This is a genomic window from Pseudomonas putida (assembly GCF_001636055.1).
In the GTDB taxonomy this organism is placed as follows: Bacteria; Pseudomonadota; Gammaproteobacteria; order Pseudomonadales; family Pseudomonadaceae; genus Aquipseudomonas; species Aquipseudomonas machongensis.
Window position 1 is genome coordinate 4,839,060 of sequence record NZ_CP011789.1, and the last position, 15,742, is coordinate 4,854,801.

At 64.7% G+C, this 15,742-nt stretch carries 15 protein-coding genes, 1 tRNA gene and 2 pseudogenes; 9 read left to right on the forward strand and 9 right to left on the reverse strand.

What is annotated here, in order from left to right:
* Window positions 1–137: 137 nt before the first annotated feature.
* Both AB688_RS27590 and AB688_RS27595 read left to right on the forward strand, forming a co-directional pair.
* Window positions 138–1,139: pseudogene (locus tag AB688_RS27590) on the forward strand (chemotaxis protein); the annotation flags it as partial.
* Window positions 1,140–1,532: 393 nt separating this feature from the next.
* Window positions 1,533–2,045 (forward strand): annotated as a pseudogene (locus AB688_RS27595) (methyl-accepting chemotaxis protein); the annotation flags it as partial.
* An 18-nt stretch (window positions 2,046–2,063) separates the two neighbouring features.
* Here the strand turns inward: AB688_RS27595 and AB688_RS21720 are convergent.
* Window positions 2,064–2,888 carry an IclR family transcriptional regulator gene (locus AB688_RS21720; protein ID WP_063545865.1) on the reverse strand — a complete coding sequence of 275 codons (825 nt, stop codon included), beginning with the start codon at window positions 2,886–2,888 and terminating at the stop codon, window positions 2,064–2,066.
* Window positions 2,889–3,125: 237 nt separating this feature from the next.
* Here AB688_RS21720 and AB688_RS21725 point away from each other — a divergent pair, with 237 nt between their 5' ends.
* The 7 genes from AB688_RS21725 to AB688_RS21755 are packed head-to-tail and all read left to right on the forward strand — an operon-like array spanning window position 3,126 to window position 9,685.
* Entirely contained in the window at window positions 3,126–4,151 is a 1,026-nt protein-coding gene (locus tag AB688_RS21725) for an ABC transporter ATP-binding protein (protein ID WP_063545866.1), read from the forward strand.
* Window positions 4,148–5,038 (forward strand): ABC transporter permease, encoded by an 891-nt coding sequence (locus AB688_RS21730; protein ID WP_063545867.1) that lies wholly within the window; start codon window positions 4,148–4,150, stop codon window positions 5,036–5,038. The genes AB688_RS21725 and AB688_RS21730 overlap by 4 nt, the downstream gene beginning before the upstream one ends.
* Window positions 5,039–5,041: 3 nt before the next feature.
* Window positions 5,042–5,836, forward strand: coding sequence for an ABC transporter permease (locus AB688_RS21735; RefSeq protein ID WP_063545868.1), 795 nt, complete (start codon window positions 5,042–5,044; stop codon window positions 5,834–5,836).
* Between the two features lies 1 nt (window position 5,837).
* Window positions 5,838–6,128 carry a (2Fe-2S)-binding protein gene (locus AB688_RS21740; protein WP_063545869.1) on the forward strand — a complete coding sequence of 97 codons (291 nt, stop codon included), beginning with the start codon at window positions 5,838–5,840 and terminating at the stop codon, window positions 6,126–6,128.
* A complete protein-coding gene (locus tag AB688_RS21745) occupies window positions 6,125–7,480 on the forward strand; it encodes an NAD(P)/FAD-dependent oxidoreductase (protein ID WP_063545870.1) in 1,356 nt (451 codons plus the stop codon). The genes AB688_RS21740 and AB688_RS21745 overlap by 4 nt, the downstream gene beginning before the upstream one ends.
* Window positions 7,477–8,613, forward strand: a complete 1,137-nt coding sequence (locus AB688_RS21750) for an NAD(P)/FAD-dependent oxidoreductase (protein WP_063545871.1) — start codon at window positions 7,477–7,479, stop codon at window positions 8,611–8,613. The genes AB688_RS21745 and AB688_RS21750 overlap by 4 nt, the downstream gene beginning before the upstream one ends.
* 16 nt (window positions 8,614–8,629) lie before the next feature.
* Window positions 8,630–9,685, forward strand: a complete 1,056-nt coding sequence (locus AB688_RS21755) for an ABC transporter substrate-binding protein (RefSeq protein ID WP_054890984.1) — start codon at window positions 8,630–8,632, stop codon at window positions 9,683–9,685.
* A 4-nt stretch (window positions 9,686–9,689) separates the two neighbouring features.
* Here AB688_RS21755 and AB688_RS21760 read toward each other — a convergent pair whose 3' ends face one another.
* The 8 genes from AB688_RS21760 to pal form a co-directional block, all read right to left on the reverse strand.
* Window positions 9,690–10,259, reverse strand: coding sequence for a CatB-related O-acetyltransferase (locus AB688_RS21760; protein WP_155738254.1), 570 nt, complete (start codon window positions 10,257–10,259; stop codon window positions 9,690–9,692).
* Window positions 10,260–10,335: 76 nt separating this feature from the next.
* A complete protein-coding gene (locus AB688_RS21765; RefSeq protein WP_063545873.1) occupies window positions 10,336–11,214 on the reverse strand; it encodes a glycosyltransferase family 2 protein in 879 nt (292 codons plus the stop codon).
* 110 nt (window positions 11,215–11,324) lie between these two features.
* A complete protein-coding gene (locus AB688_RS21770; protein WP_063545874.1) occupies window positions 11,325–12,536 on the reverse strand; it encodes an N-acetylmuramoyl-L-alanine amidase in 1,212 nt (403 codons plus the stop codon).
* Between the two features lie 215 nt (window positions 12,537–12,751).
* A tRNA-Lys gene (locus tag AB688_RS21775) sits at window positions 12,752–12,827 on the reverse strand.
* A 60-nt stretch (window positions 12,828–12,887) separates the two neighbouring features.
* Complete coding sequence (queC, locus tag AB688_RS21780) at window positions 12,888–13,562, reverse strand: 7-cyano-7-deazaguanine synthase QueC (protein WP_054890991.1); 675 nt, start codon at window positions 13,560–13,562, stop codon at window positions 12,888–12,890.
* A 16-nt stretch (window positions 13,563–13,578) separates the two neighbouring features.
* Window positions 13,579–14,226: a 7-carboxy-7-deazaguanine synthase QueE gene (gene queE / locus AB688_RS21785; protein ID WP_063546860.1), complete on the reverse strand. Its 648-nt coding sequence runs from the start codon at window positions 14,224–14,226 to the stop codon at window positions 13,579–13,581.
* A gap of 160 nt (window positions 14,227–14,386) precedes the next feature.
* Window positions 14,387–15,193: a tol-pal system protein YbgF gene (gene ybgF, locus AB688_RS21790; RefSeq protein WP_063545875.1), complete on the reverse strand. Its 807-nt coding sequence runs from the start codon at window positions 15,191–15,193 to the stop codon at window positions 14,387–14,389.
* A gap of 6 nt (window positions 15,194–15,199) precedes the next feature.
* The gene (gene pal / locus AB688_RS21795; protein ID WP_023381906.1) at window positions 15,200–15,697 is read right to left on the reverse strand and encodes a peptidoglycan-associated lipoprotein Pal; all 498 of its coding nucleotides are present in this window, start codon (window positions 15,695–15,697) and stop codon (window positions 15,200–15,202) included.
* Window positions 15,698–15,742 lie beyond the last annotated feature (45 nt).

Below are 15,742 nucleotides of genomic sequence, written 5' to 3' on the forward strand. Positions count from 1 at the left end.
TCGCCACTTCGCTGATCCAGTCCCGGCGCAGCGCCGAACAGGTGTTCACTGCCAACACCGAGTTGCTCGACCAGAGCGCGCGGCTGCGTCTGCAGGCCCACGCCGAGACCCAGTCGCTGCGCATCCAGCGCTATTTCATGGATGCCTATCAATACGGCAACGGTTTCGCCCGCCTGGTGCAGGTGCTCAGGGCACGCGGCGGTGACCAATTGCGCAGCGACCTGGTCAAGGAAGCCGGTGCCGCGCTGGCAGGCAACCCCGACCTGATCGGCCTCTACCTGGTATTTCAACCGGACGCTCTGGAGCATCAGGACGCGCGTTTCAGCGGCCAGGCCGAGTTGGGCAGCAACGAGCAAGGGCGCTTCTCGCTGTACTGGTCACGCGAAGACTCCGGCGAGGTCGCCTCCGAAGCGATGCCCGAATCGATGCTGGCCGACACCAGCATCGGCGCCAACGGCTCAGCCTACAACCGCTGGCTGACCTGCCCGCTGGAAACGGCCAAGGCCTGTGTGCTCGACCCGTACTTCGACGAAGTCAACGGCCGTCAGGTACTGATGACGAGCATCGCGCTGCCACTGCTGGAAAACGGCAAGGTGATCGGCGTGCTCGGCCTGGACATTGGCCTGGACAACCTGCAGCAACTGAGCCTGGCCGGGCGCCAGGAGCTGTTCGAAGGCCAGGGCCAGGTCAGCATCGTCAGCCCCGTCGGCCTGCTGGCCGGACACAGCCAGGACGCCAGCCAGTTGAGCAAGCCCCTGGAGCAGGCGCTGGGTGAGGCGGTACGCGAACTGCTGGCACCGATGCGTGCCGGCCAGCCGGTCGAGCGCCAGGAAGGCGGGATGCTGCGCGTTGCCCACCCGTTCGCACCGATCCCCGACGCCGCGCCATGGCAGGTGCTGCTGGAAGTGCCGGAAGCGGTGCTGCGCGCCCCTGCCGTGGCGGTCAACCAGCGCCTGGACGCACACAATCAGCAGGCAAACCTCAGCAGCCTGCTGATCGGCCTCGTCGCCGCCGTGCTCGGCCTGCTGCTGGTGTGGCTGACCGCGCGCGGCGTGACGCGGCCGATCCTTGCCGTGGCCGAACGCTTGCGCGATATCGCCAGCGGCGAGGGCGACCTGACCCGTCGCCTGGACTACGCCCGCGACGACGAACTGGGCCAACTGACAGGCTGGTTCAACCGCTTCCTCGACAAGCTCCAGCCGGTGATCGCCCAGGTCAAGGCGTCGCTGCACGAAGCACGCGGCACGGCTGACCAGTCGGCCGCCATCGCCAGCCAGACCAGTGCCGGCATGCAGTTGCAACATCGCGAGATCGAGCAGGTGGCCACCGCCGCCAACGAGATGAGCGCCACGGCGCAGGATGTCGCCCACAACGCTTCGCAGGCTGCCGAGGCGGCGCGGGGTGCCGACCAGGCCAGCCAGGAGGGCCTGCGACTGATCGCCAGCACCCGCCAGACCATCGCCAACCTGGCCGCGGGCATGGATGCGGCCATGGACGAAGCCCGTTCACTGGCCGGACGCAGTGAGCAGATCGGCTCTGTACTGGAGGTGATCCGCGCGATTGCCGAGCAGACCAACCTGCTGGCGCTCAATGCCGCCATCGAGGCTGCACGTGCGGGCGAAGCCGGGCGCGGGTTTGCCGTGGTCGCCGACGAAGTGCGCAACCTGGCCCAGCGCACCCAGGTATCGGTGGAGGAGATCCGCGTGGTGATCGAAGGCTTGCAGCAAGGCACGCGCGACGTGGTCGATGCCATGCAGGCCGGCCAACGCCAGGCCCAGGACAATGCCCAGCGCATGGACCAGGCGCTCCCGGCTTTGCAACGGATCGGCGAGGCGGTGGCGGTGATCAGCGACATGAACCTGCAGATCGCCTCGGCGGCCGAGGAACAGAGCGCGGTGGCCGAAGAGGTGAACCGCAACGTGGCGGGTATTCGCGATGTGACCGAGTCGTTGTCAGGGCAGGCCGAAGAGTCGGCGCAGATCAGCCAGGCGCTCAACCGGCTGGCCAATCAACAGCAAGCGCTGATGGAACAGTTCAGGACCTGATCGGCGGTACTGCGGTGTTCACTCCCCAAACACCCGCGAGGGATGCCGCAAGGTCGGGTCGAACGGATTGATCCTCGGCCCGATCGCCGCCGTTTCGCGCTTGAGCAACTCGACCACCATCGGCAGGCGCTCCGGCCCCAGCCGGTCGCTGATGGTCGCCACGCTCAACGCAGCCACGGCATGGCCATTGCCATCGAGGATCGGCACCGCAAGTCCGGCCATGCCTGGCAACACGCCGGTGTTGCGTGCGGCATACCCCTGGCGCCGCACGTTCTCCACCTCCGCCCGCAGGAACACCTCGTCGTACAGGTGGAAATCCCGTAGCCGCGGCAGGTTGTTGCGAATCACCGCCTCGCGCTCCTCCTCCGGCAGGAACGCCAGGATCGCCAGGCTCCCCTGCCCCACGCCCAACGCCACACGCCCACCGATATCGCCGGTGAAGGTACGGATCGGATACGGCCCTTCGCTGCGATCCAGGCACACCGCATCGAAGCCGCTGCGCGCCAGCAGAAACAGCGAGTCACCCAGCGACGCCGACAGGCGCAGCAAGCTGGGTCGCACCAGATCGCGCAGATTACCGCTGTTGCCTGCCCGCGCCGCCAGGGCAAAGAACGCCAGGCTCAGACGATAACGCTTGCTGCGTGCCTCCTGCTCGACCATGCCTTCATCCACCAGGCTGCGCACCAGACGGTGCACGGTCGGCTGGGACAGGCCTACCTGCTCGGCCAGCTCGATCACCCGCATGCCCTCAACCGGCGCCTCGCCCAACACCCTCAATACCGCGAACAAACGCGAGACCACACTGACCCCTGGTTCTTCCTGATTTCGCTTATCGGAATTCAACTTGCGCGTTTCCTCATCAGAATTTCATTGAACGAATAAAACTGAAAATAGTGCTCGACTCAGTGAAATTCGCCATTGAGGCCATCCTAGGCTTGCGCCTACTCTGCGTCCACCGGGACAAATCGAACAACACACCGGTGGCCTCGTGAGTATTCATCGGTCCTCGATTTGCCTCCTTGCATCTGCCCCAACAACAAGCGTGCCCGACACGCGACAAAAGACAGGTGGAACGCAGTCATGGCCTTTCTGCAACTGGACAATCTTTGCAAACGCTACGGCGCAATCGACGCCGTGGTCGCCACCAACCTCGCCATCGAACAAAGCGAGTTCGTCTCCTTGCTCGGGCCTTCAGGCTGCGGCAAGACCACCACCCTGCAGATGATCGCCGGCTTCGTCGACGTCAGCAGCGGCCGCATCCTGCTCGACGGGCGCGACATCACCCACGCCAAGCCCAGCAGTCGTGGCCTGGGCGTGGTGTTCCAGAGCTACGCGCTGTTTCCGCACATGACCGTGGCCGACAACGTCGCCTTCGGCCTGCGCATGCGCAAGCAGCCCGAAACCGAGATTCGCCGCAAGGTGACCGAGGTACTGGCACTGGTGCGCCTGGAGCGGCACGCCGAACGCTACCCACGCGAGCTGTCCGGTGGCCAGCGCCAGCGTGTGGCCCTGGCCCGGGCGCTGGTGATCGAGCCACCGGTGCTGCTGCTCGACGAGCCGCTGTCGAACCTTGATGCCAACCTGCGCGAAGAGATGCAGTTCGAGATCCGCAGGATCCAGAGCGAAGTCGGCATCACCACGCTGATGGTCACTCATGACCAGGCCGAAGCCCTGTCGATCAGCGATCGCGTGGTGGTGATGCAGGCCGGACGTGTCACCCAGGTCGACGAGCCATATCGCCTCTACGAACACCCGCGCACCCGCTTCATCTCCGACTTCGTCGGCAAGGCCAACCTGTTGCCCGGCGAGCTGGACGGCGCAGGCCTGCCGCAGGTGCACCACTGCCGCGACGCCAGCCTGACCCTGAGCCTGCGCCCGGAAAAGATCGACCTGCTCGACAACGGCGTCGGTCGCCTGCAAGGCCGCATCCTGACCCGCTACTTCCTTGGCAGCCAATGGCTGTACCGCATCGGCACACCGCTGGGCGAGCTGACCGTGGTGCGGCGCAACGATGGCAGCGCCCCGCTCGGCGAAGGTGTCGATGTCGGCCTGGACTGGCAGCCCGAGCTGCTGCGGGTGCTCGCCGCCGACGAGGTGAGCGCATGAACAGCGCCGTGCCTGCCCCCGCCACCTGCGCCAGGCAACACCGTGACCTGCGCGGCTATTGGCTGTCGGCACCAGCGCTGGCACTGTTCGCCGCACTGCTGATCGTGCCGCTGCTGCTGACCCTGGTGCTGTCGTTCAATGTGTTCGACTACGAAGTCGGCATCCGTGCCGACCACTGGACCTTCGAGCACTACCTGGCGCTGCTCGGCGACAGCTATTTCCTCGAAATCTTCTGGCGCACCTTCTGGATCAGCGCGCTGGTCACTCTGCTGTGCGTGGTGATTGGTGTACCCGAGGCCTACATCCTCAGCCGCATGGGCAGCCCGTGGCGCTCGATCTTCCTGGTGGTGATCCTCACTCCGCTGCTGATTTCGGTGGTGGTGCGCGCCTTCGGCTGGAGCCTGTTGCTGGGCGCCGACGGGCTGATCAACCACGCCATCCAGGCCCTGGGTGGCGCGCCGATGAAGCTGTTGTACACCCCGTTCGCGGTGATCGTTGCGCTGGTCCACGTGATGCTGCCGTTCATGATCATCCCGGTCTGGACCAGCCTGCAGAAGCTCGACCCGGCCGCCGAACAGGCCGCGCTGTCACTTGGGGCAAGCCAGGCCAAGGTCATGCGCCTGGTGGTACTGCCGCAGGTGATGCCAGGGATGCTGTCCGGCACGTTGATCGTCTTCGGCCTGGCCGCCAGCTCCTTCGCCATCCCCGGCCTGCTCGGCGGGCGGCGGCTGAAGATGGTCGCCACGCTGGTCTACGACCAGTACCTGGCCGACCTGAACTGGCCCATGGGCGCGGCCATCGCCATCGCCCTGCTGCTGGTCAACCTGCTGATCATGCTGTCGTGGAACCGCATGATCGAACGCCGCTACAAGAAATCGCTGGGGTAACTCATGTCCAAGAACGGTCCTCTGGCCCTGACCTTCCACAGCCTGGTGGTGGTCTTCATGCTCGCACCGCTGGTGGTGGTGTGCCTGGTGGCATTCACTCCGGAAAACACCTTGAGCCTGCCCACGGCGGGGTTCTCGCTGCGCTGGTTCGAAGCGGTGTTCGAGCGCGCCGACTTCCTCGAAGCCTTCAACAACAGCCTGCAACTGGCGTTTCTTGCCGCCAGCCTGGCGACACTGATCGCGGTGCCGACAGGGCTTGCAATCACGCGCCTGCAGTTCCCGGGGCGCGACTTTCTCAACGTGCTGTTCCTGTCGCCGATCATCATTCCGCACCTGGTGCTGGGGGTGGCGCTGCTGCGCCTGTTCGCCCTGCTCGGGGTCAACGGCAGCTTCACCTGGCTGGTGCTGGCGCACACAGTGGTGATCACCCCGTACGTGCTGCGCCTGGTGATCGCCGCCGCCATCGGCGTTGACCGCAGCGCCGAGCAGGCCGCCGAATCACTGGGTGCGAGCCGCTTCACGCTGTTTCGCAAGATCACCCTGCCGATGATCCTGCCCGGTATCGCCGGCGGCTGGCTGCTGGCGTTCATCAACAGCTTCGATGAGGTGACCCTGTCGATCTTCGTCACGTCCCCGGCCACCCAGACCCTGCCGGTGAAGATGTACGTCTACGCCACCGAGTCCATCGATCCGATGATGGCTGCAGTGTCGGCACTGGTGATCGCCCTGACGGCGGTGACCATGATTCTGCTCGACCGGGTCTATGGCCTGGATCGGGTCCTGGTAGGGAAGCACTGACATGGCCTTGTTCAAACGCCTCGCCGAGCGCCAGCGCCCGGTGCTGGAATTCACCCTCGACGGCGAGCCGGCCAGTGGCTTGCTCGGCGACACCCTGCTGACCGCCGTGTTGACCAGCGGTGCACACCTGCGCGGCAGCGACTTCAGCGCCGAGCCGCGCGCCGGGTTCTGCCTGATGGGCGCCTGCCAGGACTGCTGGGTACGGCTGGGCGATGGCCGCCGCGTCCGTGCCTGCGCCACTGCGCTGGAAGCCGGCCAGCAGGTGCTGCGCGAACCGGGGCGCCGGCCATGAACGCCGTGGTGATCGTCGGTGCCGGCCCCGCCGGGATCCGCGCCGCGCAGACGCTGGTGGAGCACGGTATACGTCCAGTCCTGATCGACGAAGCGAGCCAGGGCGGCGGGCAGATCTATCGCCGCCAACCGGCCAACTTCACGCGACCGGCGCGCCAGCTCTACGGTTTCGAGGCTCGCAAGGCCAGCGCGCTGCACCAGACCCTCGACCAGCTCGCCGGGCACATCGACTATCGCCCCGGCACCCTGGTGTGGAACGCCGAACACGGCGCCCTGGACACCCTGCGTGACGGCCATGCCGCGCACCTGCCTTACCAGCGCCTGATCATCGCCACCGGCGCCACCGACCGGGTGCTGCCGGTGCCGGGCTGGACGCTACCCGGGGTTTACACCCTGGGAGCTGCGCAGATCGCGCTCAAGCATCAGGGCTGCGCCATTGGCGAGCGCGTGCTGTTTTGCGGCAGCGGGCCATTGCTTTACCTGGTGGCCTATCAGTACGCCAAGGCCGGCGCCAAGGTCCTCGGCGTGCTCGACAGCGCGCCCTTCAGCGCCCAGTGCCGCGCCCTGCCTGAACTGCTGGAGCAACCGGCAACCCTGGGCAAGGGCCTGTACTACCGCGCCTGGCTCAGCGCCCATGGCGTGCCGGTGCACCACGGCGCGACGCTGGAACGCATCGAAGGCGAGCAACAGGTGCAACGGGCGTTGTGGCGCAAGGGCGACCAGCTTCATGACACCGAATGCGATGCGCTGGCCTTCGCCCATGCGCTGCGCAGCGAAACGCAGCTGGCCGACCTGCTCGGCTGTGCATTCGACTGGAATACGCTCAACCGCGCCTGGTTGCCGCGCCGCGACGAGGCCGGGCGCAGCAGCCAGCATGATGTCTACCTGGCCGGCGATGGCGCCGGGATCATGGGCGCCGATGCCGCCGAAATGGCCGGCGAACGCGCCGCCCTGGCGCTGCTGCAGGACCTCGGCCAAAGCGTCGATCTCCAGCGCTGCCGCACCCTGGAAAAACGCCTGACACGCATTGGCCGCTTCCGTGAAGGGCTGGAAGCCGCCTTCCCCTTCCCCGAGCGCTGGGCCGAACAGGCAGCGGATGATCTGGTGGTGTGCCGCTGTGAAGAGATCAGCGTCGGCGAGCTGCGCGCCGTGGTCGGCGAAGGCCATTGGGAGATCAACCGGGTCAAGGCTCACTGCCGGGTCGGCATGGGCCGCTGCCAGGGCCGCATGTGCGGCGCGGCAGCTGCGGAAATCATCGCCAGTTGCAGCGGCAAGGCTCTGCACGAGGTCGGCCGCCTGCGCGCCCAGGCACCGATCAAACCCCTGCCCTTCGGCGTGGAGCGTGACGCATGAGCCCGTGGATCGACTCGGAGGTGATCGTCATGGGGGCCGGTATCGTCGGCGCCTCGGCGGCGCTTGCCCTGGCCCGGCGTGGCCGTTCGCTGACCTTGCTGGAACGTGGCTTCTGCGGCGCCCAATCCAGCGGTGTCAACTACGGCGGCGTGCGCCGCCAGGGGCGCAGCCTGGCACAATTGCCGTTGTCGCAGCGGGCGCACCAGATCTGGGGCGAACTGCCTGCGCTGATCGGCATCGATGGCGAGTACCTGCGCTCCGGGCACCTGAAACTGGCGCGCAGCGAAGCCGACTTCGTCGCGCTGCAAGCCTATGAAGCGGCCAGCCGCGACCATGGCCTGGACCTGCAACTGCTCGACCGCAGCACCTTGCGCGCCCGCTACCCCTGGGTCGGCGAGATCGCCGTCGGCGCCTCGTACTGCGCCGACGATGGCCACGCCAACCCGCGCCTGGTCTCCCCCGCATTCACCCGCGCCGCCCGCCAGAAAGGCGCACGGGTCATCGAGCAGGCCGGCGACAGCCGTGTCGAGCACGATGGCCAGCGCTTCATCCTGCACACCCAGAGCGGCTTGCGCCTGCGCGCGCCGTGGCTGCTCAATTGTGCCGGTGCCTGGGCCGCCGACCTGGCGGCGCAGTTCGGCGAGCCGGTACCGATGGAGTCTGGTCACCCGGCGATGCTGGTCACCGAACCCTTGCCCTGGGTGATGAATGCCAGCACCGGTGTCGAGGGCGGCGGCATCTATGCCCGCCAGGTCGCCCGCGGCAATTGCGTGCTCGGCGGCGGGCGTGGCTTCGCACTGGACGCCTACCGCGCTCGCCCAGGGCAATCAGCGGTGCTGGCGATCCTGCGCAACGCCGTCGAACTCTACCCCTTTCTGGCCGGTGCCCAGGCGATCCGCACCTGGAGCGGCACCGAGGGCTACCTGCCCGACCACGAGCCGGTGATCGGCGCCAGCACCACCCAACCCGGCCTGCTGCATGGCTTCGGCTTTGCCGGAGCGGGCTTCCAGATCGGCCCGGCAGTCGGCGAGGCGCTGGCCGAGCTGGTCTGCGACGGCGCCAGCGGCCAGCCGATCGAGGCATTTTCCATCCGTCGTTTCCAGGTCCGTCACGACCTGGCCTGTAACCACTAAGAGGAAGGTCGCTTTCATGAAGCACGTCAAACGTATTCTCGGCACCGGCTTGTCCTGCCTGTCACTGGCTATGCTCGCCGCCAGCCCCACGCTGCAGGCCGCCACCCCGACCCTGTACCTGGGCATGAACGGCGGCACCATGGAGCGTACCTACGCCGACAAGGTGCTGCCGGCCTTCGAGCAGGCGAACAACGTCAAGGTGGTGATCGTGCCCGGCACCTCGGCCGACCACCTGGCCAAGGTCCAGGCCAACAGCAAGAAGCCGCAGATGCATGTGGTGATGCTCGACGACGGCATCATGTACCGGGCCATCTCGATGGGGCTGTGCAGCAAGCTGCAGCCCAGCGAGGCCTTGTCGCAGATTCCGCAGAAGGCACGTATCAAGGAAGAAGCCGTAGCTGTCAGTCTCGGGGTCACGGGGCTGGCCTACAACACTCGGCTGTTCGAGAAGAACGGCTGGGCCGCACCAACCTCCTGGGGCGACCTGCAAGACCCGCGCTTCAAGGACAAACTGGTGTTCCAGTCGCTGGCCTCCTCGACCTTCGGCCTGCATGGCTTCCTGATGTACAACCGTTTGCAGGGCGGAGACGAAAGCAACGTCGAACCGGGCTTCAAGGCCTGGCCCAAGCAGGTCGGGCCAAACGTGCTGGAGTACATCGCCAGTTCGGCGAAGATCTCCGAGATGGTGCAGACCGACGAAGCCGCGCTGTTCCCGCTGACGCCCACCCAGGTCACCACCCTGCAGGCCAAGGGCATCCCGGTGGCCTACGCCCAGCCCAAGGAAGGAGCGGTGGTGCTGAATTTCGCCGAATGCGTGGTAGCCAACAACGACCAGCCGGAGCTGGCGCAGAAGCTCGCCGCCTACCTGCTGACGCCTGCGGCCCAGGCCCCGGCGCTGGAGGAAGGCGACCAGATTCCGTCCAACCCCACGACCCCGACCACCGAGCGCACGCGCGGCCAGGTCGAGGCGATGCAGCAGTACCAGCAGAGCGCCGTGGTGGTGAACTGGGACGAGGTCAACCAGCAGCGACCGCAGTGGAACGCGCGCTGGAGTCGGTCAATCGAGCGATAGCGCCTCAGCGGCCCTGACGGGCTCTGGCGTAGCCGAGGAAGGCGTCCAGGTCAGCGCTGCTGAGCATGCGCGCCACCTGCTTGACCTCTTCCATCGGCCAGTCCCACCAGGCCGCCTCCAGCAAGGCTTCGCGCACCGGCTCGTCGAAGCGCCAGCGGATGAACTTGCACGGGTTGCCGCCGACCACGGCAAATGGCGGTACATCGCGGGAGACCATCGCCCCGGCGGCAACGATGGCGCCATGACCGATGGTGACTCCGGAAAGGATCACCGCGTTGGTGCAAATCCAGCAGTCGCTGCCGATCACCACGTCGCCCTTGCTGGGGGCGTAATCCTTGATGTCTTCCAGGCCGTCGATCATTGCCGGAAAGGGATAGGTAGTCAGCCAGTCGGTTCGATGCTCGCCTCCCAACAGCACCTGAACACCTGCGGCGATGGAGGTGTAATTACCGATGCGCAGGACGGCATCATCACCAAAATCGGTGACCTCGGGGATACCATAACTGCCCACGCCGACCGTGCTACGCGGATAGCGCAGGCGGATCTTCTCCGCCGCACGCTCAAGCTTGTCCATCGCCCGCAGACGCTTGCGTTCACGGCGCTCGGCCAGGTTCCTGAAAAATTTCACGGCAGGCGCTCCTCGATCGGCATCAACGGTGGAACATCAGGCGCTTGATGCGCTTGAGGGTGGTCTTGTTGTAGTGGCGCAGGGGAATGCTGCGCAGCAGATCCCAGGCATAGGCCTTGTCGGCAACCACGGCGTACTTGAGCGCCTTGTGCAACAGCACCGAGCGCCCACGGGCATAACCCGAATACTGCTGGTAGGGGGCGATGGCCTTGAGATCAGCCTCCAGCAACACCTTGAACTTGCGCGACAGGTTGTTGGGGTGGCGGCGGTAGCGGGTGACGCACACCGGCAGTTCGTGGATCTCGTAACCCTGGGCGGCAATGCGCAAGGTCATCTGGAAATCCTGGACCTTGATGGCCGGATCGTAGAAATCAGCCGCGCGCATCGCCTCCATCCGGTACAGCGAGCCTGGCGCGCCGACGACGACGGCGTCACGCAGGATCTCGGCAAAATCGAAGGTCTTGATTTCGGTGCGATGCTGCACCTTGGTGTCGCGGCCTTCGGTGTCCATGTAGACGATCAACGCACCGACGCAACCGACCTTCGGGTGGGCGTCCAGATAGGCGGCGCGGACACTCAGGGAGTTCGGCAGCATGATGTCGTCGAGATCGGGGGTCGAGACATAGACCCCGCGAGCATGCTGCAGACCGGTATTGAGCGCGCCGCTGACCCCTTGGTTGGCCTGGGTCAGCAGGGTGAAATCGTAGGTCGACTGCAACGCGCGCAGCATCTCCACGCTTCGGTCGCTGGAGCCGTCGTCGACGATGATGACTTCGAAGTTCGGGTAGTCCTGGGCAAAGATGCTCGCCAGGGCCGCCTCCAGGTACTTTTCGGCGTTGTAGCAGGGGGCGACGACCGAGATCAACGGTGCCTCAGTGGTGGAAGTACATCCTTGCGTCATCGTACTGGCAAGCCTCTGTGCGCGATCCGTGAGCGGGTCGCAGGGATCAGCCCTGGACCGTAAAGGCGCACAGTATACGCAAGCCCGATGCGTTCTCGTAGCGGCCCGCTTCAGCCTTGGGCGCCAGGCTCGGCCAGGCGGTACGCGGCGAGCGCGGCCAGGTAGCTGCCATCGGGGGCACGCCGGCGGAAGTGCTTGTCGAGCCCGGCGAAAATCGCCTCGGCGACCTTGCGCTGATGCCGTGGATCCTGCAGCCGCTGGCAATCCCTGGCATTGGACATGAAGCCAGTTTCCACCAGGATCGAAGGCACGCTAGGCGACTTGAGCACCGCGAAACCGGCCTGCTCCACCCGGGCCTGGTGCAAACCGGCCACGCCTTCGAGCTGGCCCAGCACCGAATGCCCCAGGTCCAGGCTGGTGGAGATGGTCGCATTCATCGACATGTCCAGCAGCACGCCTGCCACCACCGGATCCTTGGGTGGCTTTTTCAACACGCTGGACACCCCGACGAAATCGGCATCGTTCTCGCGTTGTGCCATCCAGCGCGCCACGGTCGAAGTGGCGCCATGCTCGGACAGGGCGAACACCGAGGCACCGGATGCGGTGCGCCTCGGCGCCGCGTCGGCATGCACGGAAATGAACAGGTCGGCGTTCAGCCGCTGGGCCATTTCGGCACGTTTGCGTAGCGGGATGAATACGTCCTGATTGCGCACCAGGCGAGCCTTGAAGCCCTTCTGCGCATCGATGCGGCGCGCCAGCAGGCGGGCGATGGCCAGTGCGACGAGCTTTTCCTGCTCGCCGCCACTGCCCACTGCACCAGGGTCCTTGCCGCCGTGACCGGCGTCGATGACGATCAGCAGGTCACGCCCCTGCGGCGGTGCCCTATTCCCGACAGCCTTGCCCGTCGGCACTGCGGCCGCAACTGGCAATCCGCCAAGACGCAGGGCCAGCTGCCGACCGCGGGCGAGCGTCTGCAGCTCGCCGGAAATCCCCGGTGAGCGCAGGTCCAGCACAATGCGCAAGCCGCCGTCTGCAGTCGCTGCACTGCGAATTGCCTTGATTGGCGTGCCCTTGAGGGCCAGCCCATCAAGCGAAGTCGCCAGCCCCGCGCCTTGCAGGTCAAGAACCAGCCGCGGCGGCGCTTCGAGGGTGAAAGTGCGGGCGGGTATCGGGCCACTGAGGTCCAGCAGCAGGGTCGTGCCCTCTGCCGCCTGGCGCAATACTGCACCGCGAACCTGCTCGGCGGTGTTTGCCAGCACCAGGCGGGTGACAGGCAAGGTGCAGCCGGCAAACAGCAGCTGCAGGAAGGTGCGTCTGTCCATGGCGGAGGGGCACTCGTGTCGACAAAAAGCTGATCAAATTTAAGGTTATAACATAACATTTTAAAGTCATTTGCAAGGCTTGCTTGTTGTCACGCTCCCCCGATCTGCACACGCTGGTTGAACCCGGCATGAACCACGGAGACGCAAACGAAAAAGCCCGCCATAAGGCGGGCTTTTCGTACAGTGGTCTCAATACATGCGAACCGCTGTGAATATGGTGGGTCGTGTAGGATTCGAACCTACGACCAATTGGTTAAAAGCCAACTGCTCTACCAACTGAGCTAACGACCCGTTGGATGGCGCGTATATTACTGATTTCTCAGAGGAAATCAACACTCCATCGAAAATTTCTCAAAAATAGCGTGTCGGATCGGCCACACCTGCGGCCTTGAAGCCTTCCGCCCGCAGGCGGCAGCTGTCGCACTTGCCGCAGGCGCGGCCATCATCATCTGCCTGATAGCAGGAAACCGTCAGACTGTAGTCCACCCCACGGGCAATACCGGCCTCGACGATTTGCGCCTTGCTCAGGTTCTGCAGTGGCGCCTGGATGCGGAACCCCTGCCCTTCCACACCCGCTTTGGTAGCCAGGTTGGCCATGCGCTCGAAGGCCTCGACGAACTCCGGGCGACAATCGGGGTAACCCGAATAATCAACAGCGTTGACGCCAATGAAGATGTCACGAGCTTGCAGCACTTCCGCCCAACCCAGCGCCAACGACAGGAATACGGTGTTGCGCGCCGGTACATAAGTGACCGGAATACCCTCGGTAGGTGCTTCAGGCACATCGATGCTGCTGTCAGTGAGGGCCGAACCGCCAATACCATCGAGGTTCAAGCCAATGACCTTGTGCTCGACCACGCCCAGATCGCGAGCCACCCGCGCAGCGGCGTTGAGCTCGGCGCGGTGGCGCTGGCCGTAATCGAAGCTCATGGTGTAGCAACTGTAGCCCTCGGCCTTGGCCATGGCGACCACAGTGGCCGAGTCCAGGCCGCCAGACAGCAGGATTACCGCACGTTTTTCAGTCATGTCATCACTCTCTTGATCAGCGGCCCGGTTCGTCGTTCCACAGCAACTTGTGCAGTTGCAGTTGGAAACGCACGGGCAGGTTGTCGGCGACGATCCAGTCGGCCAAGTCGCTGGCGCTCACCTGATGGTGGCTGGGCGAGAACAGGACTTCACCTGCCCGTTCTTCGAGGTTGTACTGGATCAGCTTGGACACTGCCCAGTCGTAGTCCTCGCGGGAGCAGATGACGAACTTGACCTGATCATTGCTCGTCAGGTGTTCGATGTTCTCGTAGCGGTTACGGTGAACCTCTTCCGAACCTGGGGTCTTGAGGTCGACCACGCGACTGACGCGCGTGTCTACCCGCGAGATGTCGAGCGCGCCGCTGGTCTCCAGCGAAACCTCATAGCCCGCATCGCACAGGCGCTCAAGCAAAGGCAATGCGTTGGGCTGGGCCAACGGTTCGCCCCCAGTGACGCAGACATAGCGCGGACGAAAGCCCGCGACCTGCTCGAGAATGTCGTCGAGGGTACGCAGTGTGCCGCCACTGAATGCGTAGGCACTGTCGCAGTACTGGCAGCGCAGCGGGCAGCCGGTCAAACGCACGAACACGGTGGGCAAGCCAGCCGTTCGCGTTTCACCCTGCAACGAGTAAAAGACTTCGGTGATACGTAATGTGTCTTGCATGGTCGCCACGGGCGTGACAGCTATACAGGCTGACCGCCTCCGTCAGGCACTGCTGCAGACTCGACATAGCGTTATCCGCAACAGCGTGTTTACGAAAAAAGGGCAGAGATTCTAACGAAAAAACCCGCGCCAGGCGCGGGTTTCTTTCAAGCGGTGCAGTTCAGAGCTTCTGCAGGTCACGCTGGGCCAGTTGCGCGGCGGAGGTGCCAGGGTACTGGGTGATGACTTGCTGCAGGATGCCCTTGACCTTGTCGGTATGGCCCATGCGACGTTCGACATCGGCCAACTTGTACAGCGAGTCAGGCACCTTGCTGTGCTTGGGGTACAACTGGCTGACCTTGGCGAAGGCCTGGCCGGCGCCTTGCAGGTCGCCTTTGGCGAGGTTGACCTCACCCAGCCAGTACTGCGCGTTGCCGGCGTACTGGCTGTTGGGATACTTGCGCAGGAAGGCGCTGAAGGCCTGACTGGCCTTGTCGAAGTCCTTCTGCTTGATCAGATCGAAAGCAGCATCGTAGAACAGCTTTTCTTTCGCCGGATCGGCCGGCTCGCCATTGGCAGCCGGTTGCTGCGCAGCGCTTGCGCCGGCAGCGGCACCTGCGGCATCGGATGCGCCACCGGTGGAGGAATTATCGGGTGTAGCGGCTGGTGCGGCACCACTGTTGATGCGGCGGTCCAGATCCTGGTATCGCTCCAGGTTTTCCTGCTTCATGCGCGACACATCGTTCTGCAGCTCTTCGATGATGCCTTGCTGACGGGAAATCTGGTCCTGCATCTGTTGCAGCTGCAGGAACAGCTGACCCTGTGCAGAAGCAGGGGCCGAAGCCCCTGCCCCGGCATAGGCGCCGCTCGTGCCATAACCCGAAGGCGGATAACTGCCTCCGTTGTCATCAACTACAGGAACCGCAGCCCACGCAGAAAGCGGCAGGCTGAGGGCGAGGACGGTTACAACACGACGGCACATACGCATAAGAACTTACTTACGCAGTTCTACGCGACGGTTCTGAGCCCAGGACTGCTCGTCGTTGCCGGTAGCAACTGGACGCTCTTCGCCGTAGGAAACCAGTTCCAGCTGAGCAGGGGAAACGCCCTGCAGAACCAGGTAGCGCTGAACGGCCTTGGCACGACGCTCGCCCAGAGCCATGTTGTACTCGCGGGTACCGCGCTCGTCGGTGTTACCTTCCAGAACAACGCGGTTGCCGTTGGCTTTCAGGTCCTTGGCGTGAACGTCCAGGGCGCGCATGGCTTCTGGCTTCAGATCCGAGCTGTCGTATTCGAAGTAGAAGGTGGTGATTGCGCGCAGGGCGGCTTCTTCGCTCAGGGAACCGTCGACAGCGCCGGTGTTTGCACCGTAGCCAGCGTTCGGGTCAACAGCGCCTTCGCCAGCGTTGTCACCGCCCTTGGAGGAGCAACCTACAGCTACGGCCATGGCCAGAGCCAGCGCAGCGAATTTACCAAACTTCAGCATTTCCATCGTGAAACTCCTAATGAAACCCCAGTGTGTTAAGCAAAATTGTTA

Coding starts and splice junctions, on each gene's coding strand:
- AB688_RS21725 (WP_063545866.1), top strand. CDS start 3,126: ATGGCCTTTCTGCAACTGGACAATCTTTGCAAACGCTACGGCGCAATC.
- AB688_RS21730 (WP_063545867.1), top strand. CDS start 4,148: ATGAACAGCGCCGTGCCTGCCCCCGCCACCTGCGCCAGGCAACACCGT.
- AB688_RS21735 (WP_063545868.1), top strand. CDS start 5,042: ATGTCCAAGAACGGTCCTCTGGCCCTGACCTTCCACAGCCTGGTGGTG.
- AB688_RS21740 (WP_063545869.1), top strand. CDS start 5,838: ATGGCCTTGTTCAAACGCCTCGCCGAGCGCCAGCGCCCGGTGCTGGAA.
- AB688_RS21745 (WP_063545870.1), top strand. CDS start 6,125: ATGAACGCCGTGGTGATCGTCGGTGCCGGCCCCGCCGGGATCCGCGCC.
- AB688_RS21750 (WP_063545871.1), top strand. CDS start 7,477: ATGAGCCCGTGGATCGACTCGGAGGTGATCGTCATGGGGGCCGGTATC.
- AB688_RS21755 (WP_054890984.1), top strand. CDS start 8,630: ATGAAGCACGTCAAACGTATTCTCGGCACCGGCTTGTCCTGCCTGTCA.
- AB688_RS21760 (WP_155738254.1), bottom strand. CDS start 10,259: ATGGACAAGCTTGAGCGTGCGGCGGAGAAGATCCGCCTGCGCTATCCG.
- AB688_RS21765 (WP_063545873.1), bottom strand. CDS start 11,214: ATGACGCAAGGATGTACTTCCACCACTGAGGCACCGTTGATCTCGGTC.
- AB688_RS21770 (WP_063545874.1), bottom strand. CDS start 12,536: ATGGACAGACGCACCTTCCTGCAGCTGCTGTTTGCCGGCTGCACCTTG.
- queC (WP_054890991.1), bottom strand. CDS start 13,562: ATGACTGAAAAACGTGCGGTAATCCTGCTGTCTGGCGGCCTGGACTCG.
- queE (WP_063546860.1), bottom strand. CDS start 14,226: ATGCAAGACACATTACGTATCACCGAAGTCTTTTACTCGTTGCAGGGT.
- ybgF (WP_063545875.1), bottom strand. CDS start 15,193: ATGCGTATGTGCCGTCGTGTTGTAACCGTCCTCGCCCTCAGCCTGCCG.
- pal (WP_023381906.1), bottom strand. CDS start 15,697: ATGGAAATGCTGAAGTTTGGTAAATTCGCTGCGCTGGCTCTGGCCATG.